This window comes from Paraburkholderia sp. FW306-2-2C-D06C, from assembly GCF_058781505.1.
On the sequence record NZ_JBYSWU010000027.1, the window covers coordinates 67,992 to 83,276 of the forward strand.

Here is a 15,285-nt window from a genome sequence, read left to right on the forward strand (position 1 = left end):
GATCAACGGCCCAGCATCGGCAACTTCAAGCCTGCCTCGCGCGCCGTTTCCTGCGCGAGTTCATAGCCCGCATCCGCGTGGCGCATCACGCCGGTCGCCGGGTCGTTGAACAGCACGCGGCCGAGACGCTCTTTTGCCGCATCCGTGCCGTCAGCCACGATCACGACGCCCGAGTGCTGGCTGAAGCCCATGCCGACGCCGCCGCCATGATGAAGCGAGACCCACGATGCGCCGCCTGCCGTGTTCAACAGTGCGTTGAGCAGCGGCCAGTCGCTCACTGCGTCCGAGCCGTCCTTCATCGATTCGGTTTCCCGATTCGGGCTCGCCACCGAACCGGTATCGAGGTGATCGCGGCCGATCACGATCGGCGCCTTCAGCTCGCCGTTCCTGACCATTTCGTTGAACGCCTGGCCCAGACGATAACGATCCTTCACGCCGACCCAGCAGATCCGCGCCGGCAGACCCTGGAACGCGATACGTTCGCGCGCCATGTCGAGCCAGTTGTGCAGATGAGGATCGTCGGGGATCAGTTCCTTGACCTTCGCATCGGTCTTGTAGATGTCCTCCGGATCGCCCGACAGCGCGACCCAGCGGAACGGACCCTTGCCTTCGCAGAACAACGGGCGGATATACGCCGGCACGAAGCCCGGGAAATCGAACGCGTTTTCGACGCCCATTTCCAGCGCCATCTGGCGGATGTTGTTGCCGTAATCGAGCGTGGCCGCGCCGCGTTCCTGCAGCGCCAGCATCGCCTGCACTTGCCTCGCCATCGACTGCCTGGCGGGCGTGACGATCGAATCCGGCGCGGTCTTCTGGCGCTCGCGCCAGTCTTCGACGCTCCAGCCTTGCGGCAGGTAGCCGTGAATCGGATCGTGCGCGCTGGTCTGGTCGGTCACGCAATCCGGCGTGATGCCGCGTGCGACGCATTCAGCGAACACGTCGGCTGCATTGCCCAGCAGGCCGACCGACACCGGCTTGCCGGCCTGCTTCGCTTCTTCCAGCATGGCGAGCGCTTCGTCGAGCGTCTTCGCCTTCTTGTCGACGTAACGCGTCTTCAGACGGAAATCGATGCGCGTCTCGTCGCATTCGACGGCAATCATCGAGAAGCCTGCCATCGTCGCGGCGAGCGGCTGCGCGCCGCCCATCCCGCCGAGGCCGCCCGTCAGGATCCAGCGGCCTTTCGGGTCGCCCTTGAAATGCTGGTTCGCCACCGCGAAGAACGTCTCGTAGGTGCCCTGCACGATGCCCTGGCTGCCGATGTAGATCCAGCTGCCCGCGGTCATCTGGCCATACATCATCAGGCCCTTGCGATCGAGTTCATGGAAGTGTTCCCATGTCGCCCAATGCGGCACCAGATTCGAATTTGCCAGCAGCACGCGCGGCGCGTCTGCATGCGTGCGGAACACGCCGACCGGCTTGCCCGATTGAATCAGCAGCGTTTCGTCTTCGTTCAGCTCCTTCAGCGACGTGAGGATCTGGTCGAAGCAATCCCAGTTACGCGCGGCACGGCCGATGCCGCCGTACACGACCAGCGCATGCGGATGCTCGGCGACTTCCGGGTCCAGATTGTTCTGGATCATCCGGTACGCGGCTTCCGCGATCCAGGTCTTGCAGGTCCTTTCCGCGCCGCGCGGTGCGCGGATCGTGCGGGTCGGGTCCAGACGCGGGTCGATGTGCTTCGGGTTGTTCATGATGGCCCTCGGAATGCTTGAAGATGTTCGGGAAATGTGCGGAAAAGGTCTGGAAAATGCGGCGAAATCAGAAATGTCCGGTGAAGCGATAACGGCTGCCGGGATGCCAGAGATTGGCGACCGAGGCGACCTGGCTTTGCGACCACGTGCGCCGATGCAGCACGAGGCAAGGCTCGGTGTCGTCCATCGTCAGCAACTGGCGCGTATCGGCGTCGGCGGCGAGCGCTTCGATGCGGTACTCCACGCGCTGCAACGGCGCCACTCTCACCAGATACTGATTCGGCGTGGTGTTCGTGAAGTCCTGCAACGCATACTCGGGCGCGACCGCCGGATTGACCCAGCGCTCTTCGAGCTGCACCGGCTCGTCGTTTTCGGAATGCAGCACGCGCGAATGAAACACCGGGCTGCCCTCGCTCACCTGCATTTCTTCGGCGAGCGCTTCGTCCGCGATGGTCGCGCCGATGTGCAGCACCTTCGCCTGATAACGATGACCGCGCGCGACGATTTCGTCGGAAATGCTGCGGATCGCCACCAGCGTCGATTCGTACTTGGGCCGGGCCACGAAGGTGCCCGAACCCTGCACACGCGTGAGGACCTGCTCCGAGGTCAGCTCGCGCAGCGCGCGGTTGACCGTCATGCGCGCGACGTTGAATTCGCGCGCGAGCTCGTTCTCGGAGGGCACCTGGTCGCCTTCAGCCCATTCGCCCGCATGGATGCGCGCGAGGATGAAGTCCTTGATGCCCTGGTAGGCCGGTGCGTTCATTGGCGTGTTCTGCCTGACTGTGTGCTGGGTGTGCGCTTACTGTTCGGACACGAACGAGAACGGGCTCAGCTTCGCGATGGTGCCGTCCTGCACGAGACGCGCAACGGCCGCGATGTCCGGCGCGAAGTAGTGATCGAGCTCGTAGTGCGCGACGTCCTTGCGCACCGCTTCCATCACCTTCTGCAGGCTCGGGCTGGTCTTGTGCGGCGCGCGCAGATCCACACCTTGCGCGGCGGCGAGCAGTTCGATCGACAGGATGTTCGCGGTGTTCTCAGCGATGTCGCCAAGCTTGCGCGCGGCGAAGGTCGCCATCGACACGTGGTCTTCCTGGTTCGCGGAAGTCGGCAGCGAATCGACCGAAGCCGGATGCGCGAGCGTCTTGTTCTCCGACGCGAGCGCCGCAGCCGTCACGTGAGCGATCATGAAGCCGGAGTTCACACCGCCGTCGCGCACGAGGAACGGCGGCAGGCCCGACAACGTCGCGTCGATCAGCAGCGCGATGCGGCGTTCGGCCAGCGCGCCGATTTCGGCGGCGGCAAGCGCGAGATTGTCCGCTGCGAACGCCACCGGTTCAGCGTGGAAGTTGCCGCCCGACAGCACTTCGCCGGTGTCCGGGAAAATCAGCGGATTGTCCGACACGGCATTCGCTTCCAGCAGCAGCACGTCGGCCGCATGGCGCATCTGGTCCAGACACGCGCCCATCACTTGCGGCTGGCAGCGCAGGCTGTACGGGTCCTGCACCTTGTCGCAATCGGCATGCGAGACGTTGATGCCCGAGCCTTGCAGCAGCGAACGGTAAGCGGCTGCCGCTTCGATCTGACCTTGATGGCCGCGCAGTTCGTGAATGCGCGCGTCGAACGGCTTGACCGAGCCTTCCGCGGCGTCCACCGACAAGGCGCCCGCCACCAGCGCGGTGCGGTACAGGTCTTCGATCGCGAACATGTTGTAGAGCGCGAGCGCGGTGGAGGCTTGCGTACCGTTCAGCAGCGCGAGACCTTCCTTGGCTTGCAGCGTGAGCGGCTTGAGGCCGACCAGCGCGAGGCCTTCGGTAGCCGGCATGCGCTCGCCCTTCGCGAACACTTCGCCGACGCCGAGCAACGCTGCCGACATATGCGCGAGCGGCGCGAGGTCGCCCGATGCGCCGACCGAGCCCTTGACCGGAATCACCGGCAGCACGTCGGCGTTGTACAGCGAAATCAGCGCTTCCATCACTTCGCGGCGGATGCCCGAATGACCGCGGCCGAGGCTCGACAGCTTCAGCGCGATCAACAGACGCACCACCGGACGCGACATCGGCTCACCCACGCCGACCGCGTGCGACAGCACCAGATTGCGCTGCAGCAGTTCGAGCTGGTCGTGCGGGATGTGCGTGCTGGCGAGGCGCCCGAAGCCCGTGTTGATGCCGTAGGCCGGTTCGCCCTTGGCGGCGATATCGGCCACGGCTTTCGCGCAGGCGTCGATGGCGGCGTGGCTGGCGGGATCGAGTTGCAGCGCGACATGTTCGCGGGCGATCTGGCGCAGTTGCGGAAGGGTCAGGTAGCCGGGCTTCAGAATCATCATGGTTTTGTGTCCTGTCTATACAATTTGAGAGAAGTCTAGCGGCACCACCTTGTATATACAACTTGTTTTTGCAGGTTTCGGCCCAGGGCTTTCCATTAGGGCGGGATGCTTGCGTGGCGCTTGGGCGGCGCCTGTTTGGCGCTTACCTGACAGCTTGCGTGGCTCTTGCGTAGCTGGAGTCGCCTGAACCCGGATTGCGCGCGCCGGGAGCACCCGGCACAGCATTCGGCCCCTCACGAACATTAACTTGTCTATACACGTTACACGTTCAAAATGTCCCCCGGCAAGCGGACAAAAAGATTTCGCTCGCCCGGCGCAACCCGCTCGAACTTCGCCCGCGCCGCCACGAGACAGGGTCCAGGCGCGGTGGCTGGCCCCTTGTGGGACTTCCTTCGGGGCGCCCCCCAAGGGGACTTCCTTCGGGGCGTAAGCTGTGTCAGCGGCGGCGTTGCGAATCCGTAAGCTCGGCTCGTTAGAATCGCGCCCAGTTAATAGTGCGCTTCGATCATCCGGGTCGCGCGCGAGCCCGGATTTGATCGATGAACTTGGCGCTGAACTTCGACTGGCTGACCAATCTTCTGGCGATTCTTTTCGTCGTGGCGTGCCTGTACGATGCACGCTACGACGAATACGGCACGCTGACACTGTCGGCGGCCGCAATGGGCCTCGCCGTGATGGCGATCGAAGTCTTCCTCAAGCCCGCGTTCGAGATGGCGCTATAAGCATCAAACCGCGACTTCCGGCGGCGCCCGGCGAAAGCCGCGCGTGAGCCAGCCGAGATAGCGGGGTGAATGCGAGAAACGCGCCGGGAGCGGGCAAAAAAGATACGCGGCGCATCGCAGACAAACACTGCAAGGCGCCGCGTCAAGGTGGAGAACAACCGACTACACGTTCGAGCAAAGCAGCTGGAGCAGCTGGAAGGGACCGCCCCGCTCTCGCGCGACAGCAAAATTCAGCACACTCAGATCGCCCAGCCGCCGAGATAGAAACCGACCAGCACGATCGCGATCGCGACGGTGCCGACGTTCAGCTTGCGATACTCGCCGCTCACCACGCGGCCGATCACCAGTGTCGCGAAGCCGAGCATGATGCCCGTCACGATATTGGCCGTCAGCACGATGAACACCGCGCACATGAGGCCCGACATCGCGTCGACCATGTCGTCCATATGCAGCTTGCTGACGTTGGACAGCATCAGGAGACCCACGTACATCAGCGCCGGCGCGGTCGCATACGAAGGCACCAGGCCGGCGAGCGGCGAGAAGAACATCACCACCAGAAACAGCAGACCGACCACCGCCGCCGCCATCCCCGTCTTCGCGCCGGCTGCAACGCCAACCGTCGATTCGATGTACGCAGCCGCCGGTGCGCCGCCGAGCAGCCCCGAGAAAATCGAGCTCAGCGAGTCGGCCGTCAAGGCGCGGCCACCGTTGATGATGCGACCGTTTTCGTCGAGCTGGCCTGCTTGTCCGGCGACGGCGCGGATCGTGCCGGTGGCGTCGAACACCGCGGTCATCACCAGAGCCAGCACGCTGGGCAAGACCGCCATCGACAGCGCGCCCTTGATGTCCATCGCGCCGATCAGCGAAGCATGGCCCGGCGCGCTCAGCGACGGCAGCGCGAATACGCCACGAAACGCCACCGCAGGATCGACCAGCAAGGCGATCGCCGAGATCGCGACGATCACGATCAGGATCGAGCCCGGCACGCGACGGCGCACCAGACCGAAGATCGCGGCCAGACCCGCCACGGACATCAGCGCCGGCAACGCCGTGATATTGCCGAGCGACACCGGCAAACCGGCGCCCGGATTCTTGACGACGAGACCGACGTCGTTCGCGGCGATCAGCAGCAGGAACAGGCCGATACCAATGCCCGTGCCGTGCGCGATGCCCGACGGCAGATTGCGCAGGATCCACGAACGCACGCCCGTCACCGAAATCGCGGTGAAGACGACGCCCATCAGGAACACCGCGCCGAGCGCGACGTTCGGATGCAGGCCTTTGCCGAGCACGAGACCGAACGCGGTGAACGCGGTCAGCGAGATCGCGCAGCCGATTGCGATCGGCAGACGCGCCCACGCGCCCATCAGCAGCGAGCCGAACGCAGTGGTCAGGCACACGGCGACGAACACCGCGCTGGTATCGAAGCCCGCTTTGCCGAACATGCCCGGCACGACGAACACGGAATAGACCATCGCGAGGAAGGTCGTAATGCCTGCGACGATTTCCTGACGCTGCGAACTGCCGCGCGAGGAGATTTCGAAGTAGCGGTCGAGAAAGCCCTTTCCGTCGAATGATTCGGCGCCGACTTCGGAAATCGGTTGGGCGTGGGGTTCCATCATGATGAGTGCCTCCTTTATCAGCGTACTGAAACGGCCGTGGATCCGGCCGCCATCAGGTTCGTCTCGTTACGTTTGTCTAATCTTCTTTTGCTGTCCCGAAATGTAGGGCAACACAAATATGTCTCCCATCGCATGAATGGCATGCTCGACATGTCACGATGCTTATATCGTTTAAGCGACGGCAGATCACGCGCACGGTCCGCGCGTTTACACCTACGGTTTGTCATCGAACGGTGAGGCGGTTTTTTTGGGTTTCTCGCCGTTTTTCTTGCGGTTTTGAGGGGCTGAACGACGCGCGAAGCCACGAACGGCGGCACGGAGCCTGCGTGCAGCGGACCTGCCGGATGGCCTGCAAAACCGGTCGGTCCGGCGTCGCGGGTTACACTCTGGCCCGTAACGGTCTTGATTGCGCGCCTTAGCCGCGCGCCTTAATTGCGGCGGTCCACAGCGCCCGTCCGCACTGGTCCATGGAGTCCTTCTTGATGAGTGGCGGTTTCGCACGTCCTGCCTGGCGTCTTCTGATCCTTGCTGTGTTCGCCATGCTCGCGCTGTCCGGTTGCAGCCTGCTGTGGGGTCCGGTGCAGGCGCCGATCGTCGAAGCGACGGTCATGCCCGTCGAACCCGCGAGCGCGCCGGCGGCCGCCTCCGAACCGGAACCGGCCGAGACCGAAGCGGCCGGGCCCGAGCAGCCGAGAAAGCCGAAGAAGCCGGTCGTCAAGCCTCACAAGGCCGAACCTCCGCCGCCGGTCGCCGCGCCCGCGCCGCCGCCTCCGCCGCCCCCGCCGCTGATCGTGTTGCGCACGATCGAGCGCAACGAAGCGCACGGACTGCTCGATAGCCCGGTGCAGAAAGCCGACGGCAAGGTGGTCGGCCGCGCGGTCGACATGCTCACGGACGCGGGCGGCAAGCCACGCGAGATGGTGGTCAACCTGCAGGGTTTCCTTGGCGTCGGCGATCGCAAGGTGAATTTCCCGTGGAGCGCGTTCCGCTTCACGCCGACCGCGAAGACCGCGCCGATCACGCTCACCGCACCGGCCGTGCCGACGCCCGCGGTCAAGTCCAACGTCGCGCAGTTGCCGTTGCTCGACGCGACCGTCGAGCGTTCGAATGGCGCGAAAGTCGGCCGCGTGATCGACGTGCTGATCGACGGCAACGCGCAACCGCAGGCCGTCGTGCTCGACGTCAACGGGATGGTCAGCACGGAGCGGCGCACGATTGCCGCGAACTGGTCGGCGCTGCGCTTCGTCACCAAAGACAAGGAACTGCATCCGCTGATCGATCTGAGCGACGCGCAGATCAACGCGACGCCGCCTTACGCCAGCGACAAGCCGATCCGCGCGGTGTCGCCCGCGCCGCCGCCCGCACCTGCGCCGCCCGCGGCGCCCGCTGCCGCTGCCGCGGCGGCCACTGCCACGGCGGTTTCCAGCGCACGGGTGGCCCGATGACAGGCCGCACTCTGGTCACTGCGCGCAGCCTGCGCGCGCTCGATTGGCTGAACTTTTTCGTCGCCAATGTGCAGACGGGTTTTGGGCCGTTCATCGCGTCGTACCTTGCGTCGCACAAGTGGACGCAGGGCGAGATCGGCATGGCGCTTTCGGTCGGCACCATCAGTGCGATGGTGAGCCAGGTGCCGGGCGGCGCCGCGGTCGACGCATTGCGCAACAAGAAAGGCGCTGCCGCCTGGGCGATTTTCGCGATCATCTTCAGCGCGGTGCTGCTGGCCGCGAGTCCGACCGTGCTGCCCGTGATCGCCGCCGAGGTATTCCACGGCTTTGCCAGTTGCATGCTGACGCCGGCGCTCGCGGCGATCTCGTTCGCGCTGGTCGGACGTGCGAATCTTGGCGACCGGCTCGGGCGCAACGCGCGCTGGGCGTCGATCGGCAGCGCGGTCGCGGCCGGGCTGATGGGCGTATTCGGCGAATACTATTCGCCGCGGGCCGTCTTCTGGCTGACTGCGGCGCTCGCGGTCCCTGCTCTCTTTGCGTTGACGATGATCCAGCGCACCGACACGGTGGATCTGCCGAAGTCCGCGCCCACGCCGGAGCAGATCGAACGGCGTGAGAGCTTGCGCGAGTTGCTGCGCGACAAGCGAATGCTGCTGTTCGCTGCGTGCATCGTGCTGTTCCATTTGTCGAATGCGGCGATGTTGAACCTTGCCGCCGGCGAGGTGACGGCCGGCATGGGGGACAACGTGCAGCTCGTGATTGCTGCCTGCATCATCCTGCCGCAGGCGATTGTGGCGATGATGTCGCCGTGGGTCGGGCGTTCCGCCGAGCGATGGGGACGCAGGCCTATTCTGCTGCTCGGGTTTTCTGCGCTGCCGATACGGGCGTTGTTGTTTGCAGGGATCAGCAGCCCTTATTTGCTCGTGCCGGTGCAGATGCTGGACGGCTTGAGCGCCGCCGTGTTCGGCGTGATGCTGCCGCTGATTGCCGCCGATGTGGCCGGCGGGAAGGGGCGGTATAACCTCTGTATTGGGCTGTTCGGACTGGCTGCGGGGATTGGGGCCACGTTGAGCACAACGGCTGCTGGGTTCATTGCCGATCACTTTGGCAATGCTGTGAGCTTTTTTGCCTTGGCGACGGCCGGCGCGATGGCCGTGCTGCTGGTTTGGGCAGCGATGCCCGAGACGCGCGATGCCGCGGCCGACGAGGAAAAGGCCGACAAGGAAAAGGCCGCTGTGCCTGATGGAGGGAAGCCAGCAAAAGGTTAGGTTTGTTTTTTGCCTTTGGCGGCGAGGGTGTAATCAGTTTCCCGTCAAAGGCAAAAACAAGCCTCAATCAATAGCTTTTCCGGCGGTCTCCCGCATAAACGGAAGCGGCAACAACGACACCGCCCCACATCCAATCAAATACCACGCAGGCGCCAGATTATTCCCGGAAACCTGAATCAACCAGGTGGCGAAAAACTGCGCAAACCCGCCAAAAATCGACACGCCCAAACAGTAAACAGTCGACATCCCCGTAGCGCGAATCTCACGCGGAAACATCTCCGGCAGCATGACGATATTGGGCACCGCGGTAAAAGCAACAAACACCGCCAGCACGGCAACAACCGACAACAGCACAGGCACCGTCGGCGACGCATTGATGATCATGAACGCGGGATACACCGCCACAATCAACAGCGCGCGAGACACCCACAAAACCCGCTTACGTCCGACGCGATCGGACAACGCCCCCGCGAACGGCGAGCAGATCACCGTAACAACCGCCGCGGTCCAGGCGGCCCACAACGCCGACGACATCGGCAAATGCAAAATCCGGATCGCGTAAGTAGAAAGATAAAACAGCACGATATAGTTCGCCGCCGTCCCGCCGATAGTCGTCAGCACGCCCGTCGTAATCACGCTCGTATGCTCGCGAAACAACTTGCGCACCGGTTGCGCGGCAGGCATCGGGTCCGCCTGAACAGTACCGTCTTCGACGCCCGGCAGCGTCTCATCCAGATGCCGCCGGATATAGATGCCAATCGGCCCCATCGCCATGCCGATCACGAACGGCACCCGCCAACCCCAGCTTTCGAGCGCGGCCGTCGACAACGCCGCCGCCAGCGCAACGCCGAGCAACGAGCCGCAGACCGTGTTCAACCCCTGGCTCACGAACTGCCAGCTGCCATAAAAACCGCGCGTCCTGTCGCTGCCGTATTCGAGCAGCAGCGAAGTCGATGCGCCAATCTCGCCGCCCAGCGCAAAACCCTGAATCAGCCGCGCGAGAATCACCAGCAGCGGCGCTGCCACGCCGATCGCCGCGTACGTCGGCGCGAACGCGATGATCGCCGAGCCGAGCGTCATCAGCCACAGCGTCAGACTCATCGCGGCCTTGCGGCCCGCGCGGTCCGCATACGCGCCAAGCACGATGCCGCCCACCGGCCGCATGATGAAACCCACGCCGAATGTGCCGACCGCCAGCATCAGTTGCGCAAGCTGCCCTTCAACCGGGAAATACAGTTTGCCGATGATGGTCGCAAAGAAACTGTAGATCGTGAAATCGAAGAACTCGAGTCCGTTGCCGAGCGTGATCGCGGCGATCGCTTTCGCGTGGCTCGTGCGCTGAACGGGCTGCGCGGCCAACGTATTCTGCATGTTCAACATGTCGGCGCCTGTGGGTTGCGGTGCAGCGGAACGAGGAACGTCTGCGCGAGCCGCACCCAATAGGCCGCGCCGGTGGCGAGGCAAGCATCGTTGAAGTCGTAACCGGGGTTATGCACCATGCAACCGCCCTCGCCGTCGCCATTGCCGATGATCAGGTAGCTGCCGGGGCAACGCTCCAGCAGGAACGCGAAGTCCTCGCTGCCGGTCAGCGGCTGCATATCGGCAATCAGGCCGTCTTCACCGAGCCAGTCGAGTGCGACTTGCCGCGCGAGGCCGGTCATTTCCGCGTCGTTGACGAGCACCGGGTAGCGGCGCTGATAGTCGACGTGCGCCCGCGCGCCGAACACCGCGGCCTGTCCGCACGCAACCGCCGTGATGCGCTCCTGCAAATAATCGCGAACCTCGGGCTTGAGCGCGCGCACCGACAAACGCATCTCCGCGGTTTCAGGAATCACGTTGGGCGCTTCGCCTGCGTGAATCGCGCCGACGGTGATGATCGCCATGTCGAGCGGCGCGATGTTGCGCGACACGATGGCCTGCAACGCCAGCACGATCTGCGCGCACACCACCACCGGATCGACGGCCTTATGCGGCATCGCGCCGTGACCGCCGCGGCCGGTCACGGTGATGATCACCGTATCGGACGACGCCATGAACGAGCCCGGCAGGAAGCCGAACTTGCCCGTAGGAAATCCCGGCATGTTGTGCATCGCAAAGACGGCGTCGCACGGAAACTGGTCGAACAGGCCGTCTTCGAGCATTTTCTTCGCGCCGGCCTGGCCTTCTTCGGCGGGCTGGAAAATCAGATTGAGCGTGCCGTCAAAGCACTTTTCCTGCGCGAGATGTTTGGCTGCGGCCAGTAGCATCGCCGTGTGGCCGTCATGGCCGCAAGCGTGCATCTTGCCGGGCACCTTGCTCGCATACGGCAGGCCGGTGGTTTCGTGGATGGGCAGCGCGTCCATGTCGGCGCGCAAGCCGAGTTTGCGCGTGCCGTTGCCGACTTTCAGCTGCCCGAGCACACCGGTCCGGCCCAGCCCGCGATGCACGGTGTAGCCCCACGCCTGCAGGCGCTCCGCCACCAGGTCGCCGGTGGCGAACTCTTCATAGGCCAGCTCCGGCTGCGCATGGATGCGATGGCGCAGCGCGATCATTTCGTCTTCGAGTTCGGCAATGCCCGCCGGGATGGCCATGGTGTTCACGATGTCGTCTCCGTCTATGAAAGCGTGAACCGAGCATAGCGACGCCGATTTTCCAGCGGCAGGCGTAGAATCGTTGCGGCGGCAACCTATGGTTGCCACCCTCCTAACACTTTGTCAGATGAAACTGCATCAGCTCAGTACCTTAGCGGCGATCGCGGATACCGGTAGTATCCGGGCGGCAGCCCGCTTGCTCGATCTGTCGCCGGCCGCCGTCACCAAGGCGATGCGCGAACTGGAGGCCGATCTGCACGCGCCGCTGCTGGTGCGCGGCGCAAGCGGCGTCGCGTTCACCGAGTTCGGCCGCGCGCTGGTCGTGCACGCGCGGCTCGTGCTGGGTCAATTGCAGCGCGCCGCAGCGGAGATCGAAGCGCTGCGCGGCGCGGCGGCCGGCAAACTGTCGATCGGCGTCACGCCGTGGGTCGCGCTGACGTTTCTGCCGCCTACCGTGCAGCGGTTCCGGCAGCGCATGCCGGAAGTGCAACTGGAATTTTTCGAAGGCTTGCTGGCGGTCGTGCAGCCGCGCTTGCGCGACGGCAGCCTCGATTTTTCGATCGGGCGACCGCCCCCTGCATCGCCGCAGTCGGAATTTCACAACGTGCCGCTCTTTTCCACGCATTCGGCCGTGGTCGCGCGCCGCGATCATCCGCAGGCCGGTTGCCGCACGCTGCTCGAACTGGAAGACGCGGAATGGGTGCTGAACTGGGACCCGGCGAGCCGCGAGTCGATTGCGGACAATCTGTTCCGCAAGCGCGGCATGAAAGTGCCGCAGACGATTCATCTCGCGCATTCGCTCGCGATCGTGCTCGGCTTGCTCGCGCAAACGGACATGCTCAGCATCTTCCCGTGGCCGCTCGTCGAGGTGAGCATCGCGAAGGAGAATTTGTGGGCGCTGCCGCTGCGCGAAACGGTCGATGAAACCACTGTCAGCATCACGTCACGCCGCGGTGCGCCGACGAGTCCCGCGGCCACGTGTTTTCTCGATTGCCTGCGTGAAGTGATCGACGAAGGGGCGCGCTCGCAAGACCCCGAGCAGCGCCGCCTGTTTCATTCGATCGAACTGCTGCTTTAGGCGAGGCGCTGGCGCCGACGCTTTGCCGCCGCCAGGGTGGGCAGCGGAATCGGCACTGCGCCGGACACGCCCTGCTCGATCAGAAAATCGCGGAACAGGCTGGCGACATGCGGCAAGCGTTTATCGGACACGTGCATCACATACCAGTCGCGCTCGATCGGATTGGCGGGCAACGGCAGCAACGCGAGCAAGCCGGCCTGAAACTCCAGCGAACAGGCATGCAGCGACAGAAACGCGATGCCCAATCCCGCTTCGACCAGTTGCTTGATCGCCTCGTTGCTCGACAGTTCAGAACCGATATGCAGTTTGTGACCGGCTTGCCGAAACAGATTCTCGACAGTCGAGCGCGTGCCCGAGCCCCGCTCCCGCACGAATAGATTCGCGGATTGCAGGTCGTCGAGCGACAGGCGCTTTTTCTTCATCAGCGCATGCGCGGGCGAGGCGACGAACGCCATCGGATGCTTCGCGAACGCGGTGGCCACCGTGCGCAATTCGCGCGGCGCGCTGCCCATCACCGCGAGATCGATCTCGTGCGTGGCGAGCATGCGGATGATGTCGGCGCGATTGCCGACCTTGAACTGCACCTTCACTTGCGGGCGCAATTCGGTGAAGCGCACCAGAAACGGCGGGATCAGATATTCCGCGGTGGTGATCGCGCCGATCCGCAAGGTGCCGCCCTGCTCTCCGTGCAACGCGGCCAGATCGTCCGCCGCGCCGTTCCATAAATCGAGAATCTCCAGCGCGTAGCGCGCGAGGATTTCGCCCGCCGCCGTCAATTGCACGCCACGGCCGACCCGCTGCAATAGCGGCGCGCCGGCGGCGTCTTCGAGCAGACGCACCTGGAGCGATACCGCCGGCTGCGTGAGGCGCAATTCTTCCGCCGCGCGCGACACGCTGCCGAGTTTCGCGACGGTATGCAAGGCCTTCAATTGGCGGAACGTGGCTGCCTTTAGCATAAGTCCTGACCTATATGTTCTTCATAAACATTAAATTGTGCTGCTGATTAGGCCGATTCTATACTGGCCCTGACAGATGAGACCTGTGCATGTTTTGTATGGCGCGCTGACACGTTGACGCCGTCTCCGGCTCATTGTGCTCATTGTGAATAACCAGTGCGGATAAGCAGCTCGGATAACTTCGGGAGGATACGGATCATGGGCGCAGTCGATCGGCAGGCAAGCTCTACAGCATCAGACGCCACGCGACGCGCGGCACACAGGATCGTGATCGTCGGCGGTGGCGTCGGCGGCCTTGGGCTCGCTACGCGTCTGTCCGAAACGCTCGGTCGCGAGGGGCTCGCGAAGATCGTGCTGGTCGACCGCTGGCCGACGCATTTCTGGAAGCCGTTGCTGCACGAAGCCGCTTCCGGCCAGCTCGATCCGGCCACGCATCAACTGCAATACGCAGTGCAGGCGCAGCGGTACGGTTTCGAATTCGAACAGGGTGAACTCGCGGCGCTCGATCGCGCGCAACAGCACATCACCGTGAACGCGCTGCACGACGCCGACGGCCGCGAAATCCTGCCCGCGCGTCAGCTTGGGTTCGATACGCTGGTGCTGGCAATGGGCAGCGTCACGCAATATTTCGGCGTGCCCGGCGCGGCAGAACACGCGTTGCCGCTCGAATCGGTCGCGCATGCGGAAGCGTTCCGCCGCAAGCTGCTCGACACCTGTCTTCGCGCGAACCATGCGCGCCGCGCTCGCACTTCGCAGGCGGACACGCCCGTGTCGATCAACATCGTCGGCGCGGGCGCAACCGGCGTCGAACTCGCCGCGGCCCTGCGCGACACTGTGCGTCTGCTGAAGCGCTATAGCCCGTTCGCACTCGATCCGGTGCATGACTTTCGCGTCCGTCTGATCGAAAGCGGCGAGCGCGTGCTGCCTGCGTTGTCCGACACGATTTCGACTCGTGCACAACGGATGCTCGAGAACCTCGGCGTCGAAGTATTGAACGCGACGCGCGTCACCGAAGTGCGGGCCGACGCCGTGTTGACGAACGACGGCGCACCGCTCGCGAGCGACATCGCGATCTGGACCGCGGGTATCGCGGGGCCGCCGGTGTTGCGCACGCTGGACGGCATCGCGGTCAATCGCAACGCCCAGGTGCTGGTGAACCGCACACTGCAGTGCACGAATGACGCGAACATATTCGGGCTAGGCGATTGCGCGGCCTGCCCTTCTGAAACCGCGGGTGCGTTTCTGGCGCCGCGCGCCCAGGTCGCGCATCAGCAGGCGCTGTTCCTCGCGCGTGCTTTGAAGTGCCGGGTGGCCGGCGAGACATTGCCCGAGTTCGCGTATCGCGATGCTGGCACGCTGGTCGGTTTCGGCCGTGAAGGCACGATCGGCAGCCTGAGCAGCAGCTTGCTGACGCGGCCGGTGTTCGTCGACGGCTGGCTGGCAACGGCCGTCTACAAGCTCATCTACCGCCGCCACGTGATGACGCTGACCGGCTTCGCGCGCATGGCGCTCGATACGGCGAGCCACTGGTTGCGCAGGCGCGTGCATCCGGTGATCCGACTTCACTGAAGCCGGCAAGCATCGAAAAGCGCCGCGGATCTTCTTCGAAA

12 protein-coding genes are annotated in these 15,285 nt (G+C 64.3%); 5 read left to right on the forward strand and 7 right to left on the reverse strand.

The genetic code is table 11. The features are described 5' to 3' along the window. Positions 1–2: 2 nt before the first annotated feature. The 3 genes from hutU to hutH all read right to left on the reverse strand — a co-directional run bounded on the left by hutU (position 3) and on the right by hutH (position 4,014). Positions 3–1,691, reverse strand: coding sequence for a urocanate hydratase (hutU, locus tag AC3WLT_RS20985; RefSeq protein ID WP_492593605.1), 1,689 nt, complete (start codon positions 1,689–1,691; stop codon positions 3–5). Between the two features lie 67 nt (positions 1,692–1,758). Then, entirely contained in the window at positions 1,759–2,454 is a 696-nt protein-coding gene (gene hutC / locus AC3WLT_RS20990) for a histidine utilization transcriptional repressor HutC (protein ID WP_492593606.1), read from the reverse strand. A gap of 36 nt (positions 2,455–2,490) precedes the next feature. Further along, a complete protein-coding gene (hutH, locus tag AC3WLT_RS20995; protein WP_492593607.1) occupies positions 2,491–4,014 on the reverse strand; it encodes a histidine ammonia-lyase in 1,524 nt (507 codons plus the stop codon). 539 nt (positions 4,015–4,553) lie between these two features. Here hutH and AC3WLT_RS21000 point away from each other — a divergent pair. Next, positions 4,554–4,736 carry a hypothetical protein gene (locus AC3WLT_RS21000; RefSeq protein WP_492593608.1) on the forward strand — a complete coding sequence of 61 codons (183 nt, stop codon included), beginning with the start codon at positions 4,554–4,556 and terminating at the stop codon, positions 4,734–4,736. Between the two features lie 239 nt (positions 4,737–4,975). Here the strand turns inward: AC3WLT_RS21000 and AC3WLT_RS21005 are convergent, their stop codons facing one another. Next, positions 4,976–6,358 (reverse strand): NCS2 family permease, encoded by a 1,383-nt coding sequence (locus AC3WLT_RS21005; RefSeq protein WP_492593609.1) that lies wholly within the window; start codon positions 6,356–6,358, stop codon positions 4,976–4,978. Between the two features lie 482 nt (positions 6,359–6,840). Between AC3WLT_RS21005 and AC3WLT_RS21010 the strand changes: the two genes are divergently transcribed. Together AC3WLT_RS21010 and AC3WLT_RS21015 are read left to right on the forward strand one after the other, a co-directional pair. Beyond that, positions 6,841–7,803: a PRC-barrel domain-containing protein gene (locus tag AC3WLT_RS21010; protein WP_492593610.1), complete on the forward strand. Its 963-nt coding sequence runs from the start codon at positions 6,841–6,843 to the stop codon at positions 7,801–7,803. Then, on the forward strand, positions 7,800–9,071 hold the full coding sequence (locus AC3WLT_RS21015) for an MFS transporter (RefSeq protein WP_492593611.1): 1,272 nt from the start codon (positions 7,800–7,802) through the stop codon (positions 9,069–9,071). The genes AC3WLT_RS21010 and AC3WLT_RS21015 overlap by 4 nt, the downstream gene beginning before the upstream one ends. Positions 9,072–9,134: 63 nt before the next feature. On the opposite strand, the gene AC3WLT_RS21020 is transcribed toward AC3WLT_RS21015, so the two are convergent. Next, positions 9,135–10,451, reverse strand: coding sequence for an MFS transporter (locus tag AC3WLT_RS21020; protein WP_492593612.1), 1,317 nt, complete (start codon positions 10,449–10,451; stop codon positions 9,135–9,137). Further along, positions 10,445–11,650 carry a M20 aminoacylase family protein gene (locus AC3WLT_RS21025; RefSeq protein ID WP_492593613.1) on the reverse strand — a complete coding sequence of 402 codons (1,206 nt, stop codon included), beginning with the start codon at positions 11,648–11,650 and terminating at the stop codon, positions 10,445–10,447. Before AC3WLT_RS21025 ends, AC3WLT_RS21020 begins: the two co-directional genes overlap by 7 nt. A 118-nt stretch (positions 11,651–11,768) precedes the next feature. Here AC3WLT_RS21025 and AC3WLT_RS21030 point away from each other — a divergent pair, with 118 nt between their 5' ends. After that, a complete protein-coding gene (locus tag AC3WLT_RS21030; protein ID WP_492593614.1) occupies positions 11,769–12,719 on the forward strand; it encodes a LysR substrate-binding domain-containing protein in 951 nt (316 codons plus the stop codon). Here the strand turns inward: AC3WLT_RS21030 and AC3WLT_RS21035 are convergent. Continuing rightward, complete coding sequence (locus AC3WLT_RS21035) at positions 12,716–13,675, reverse strand: LysR family transcriptional regulator (RefSeq protein ID WP_492593615.1); 960 nt, start codon at positions 13,673–13,675, stop codon at positions 12,716–12,718. The two genes, AC3WLT_RS21030 and AC3WLT_RS21035, sit on opposite strands and share 4 nt — an antisense overlap. A gap of 198 nt (positions 13,676–13,873) precedes the next feature. On the opposite strand from AC3WLT_RS21035, the gene AC3WLT_RS21040 reads away from it, so the two are divergent. Continuing rightward, positions 13,874–15,244: an NAD(P)/FAD-dependent oxidoreductase gene (locus AC3WLT_RS21040; protein ID WP_492593616.1), complete on the forward strand. Its 1,371-nt coding sequence runs from the start codon at positions 13,874–13,876 to the stop codon at positions 15,242–15,244. Positions 15,245–15,285 lie beyond the last annotated feature (41 nt).

Bases quoted from the DNA above. Each gene is read 5' to 3' on its own strand.
- hutU (WP_492593605.1), bottom strand. From the start codon at position 1,691: ATGAACAACCCGAAGCACATCGACCCGCGTCTGGACCCGACCCGCACG.
- hutC (WP_492593606.1), bottom strand. From the start codon at position 2,454: ATGAACGCACCGGCCTACCAGGGCATCAAGGACTTCATCCTCGCGCGC.
- hutH (WP_492593607.1), bottom strand. From the start codon at position 4,014: ATGATGATTCTGAAGCCCGGCTACCTGACCCTTCCGCAACTGCGCCAG.
- AC3WLT_RS21000 (WP_492593608.1), top strand. From the start codon at position 4,554: ATGAACTTGGCGCTGAACTTCGACTGGCTGACCAATCTTCTGGCGATT.
- AC3WLT_RS21005 (WP_492593609.1), bottom strand. From the start codon at position 6,358: ATGATGGAACCCCACGCCCAACCGATTTCCGAAGTCGGCGCCGAATCA.
- AC3WLT_RS21010 (WP_492593610.1), top strand. From the start codon at position 6,841: ATGAGTGGCGGTTTCGCACGTCCTGCCTGGCGTCTTCTGATCCTTGCT.
- AC3WLT_RS21015 (WP_492593611.1), top strand. From the start codon at position 7,800: ATGACAGGCCGCACTCTGGTCACTGCGCGCAGCCTGCGCGCGCTCGAT.
- AC3WLT_RS21020 (WP_492593612.1), bottom strand. From the start codon at position 10,451: ATGTTGAACATGCAGAATACGTTGGCCGCGCAGCCCGTTCAGCGCACG.
- AC3WLT_RS21030 (WP_492593614.1), top strand. From the start codon at position 11,769: ATGAAACTGCATCAGCTCAGTACCTTAGCGGCGATCGCGGATACCGGT.
- AC3WLT_RS21035 (WP_492593615.1), bottom strand. From the start codon at position 13,675: ATGCTAAAGGCAGCCACGTTCCGCCAATTGAAGGCCTTGCATACCGTC.
- AC3WLT_RS21040 (WP_492593616.1), top strand. From the start codon at position 13,874: ATGGGCGCAGTCGATCGGCAGGCAAGCTCTACAGCATCAGACGCCACG.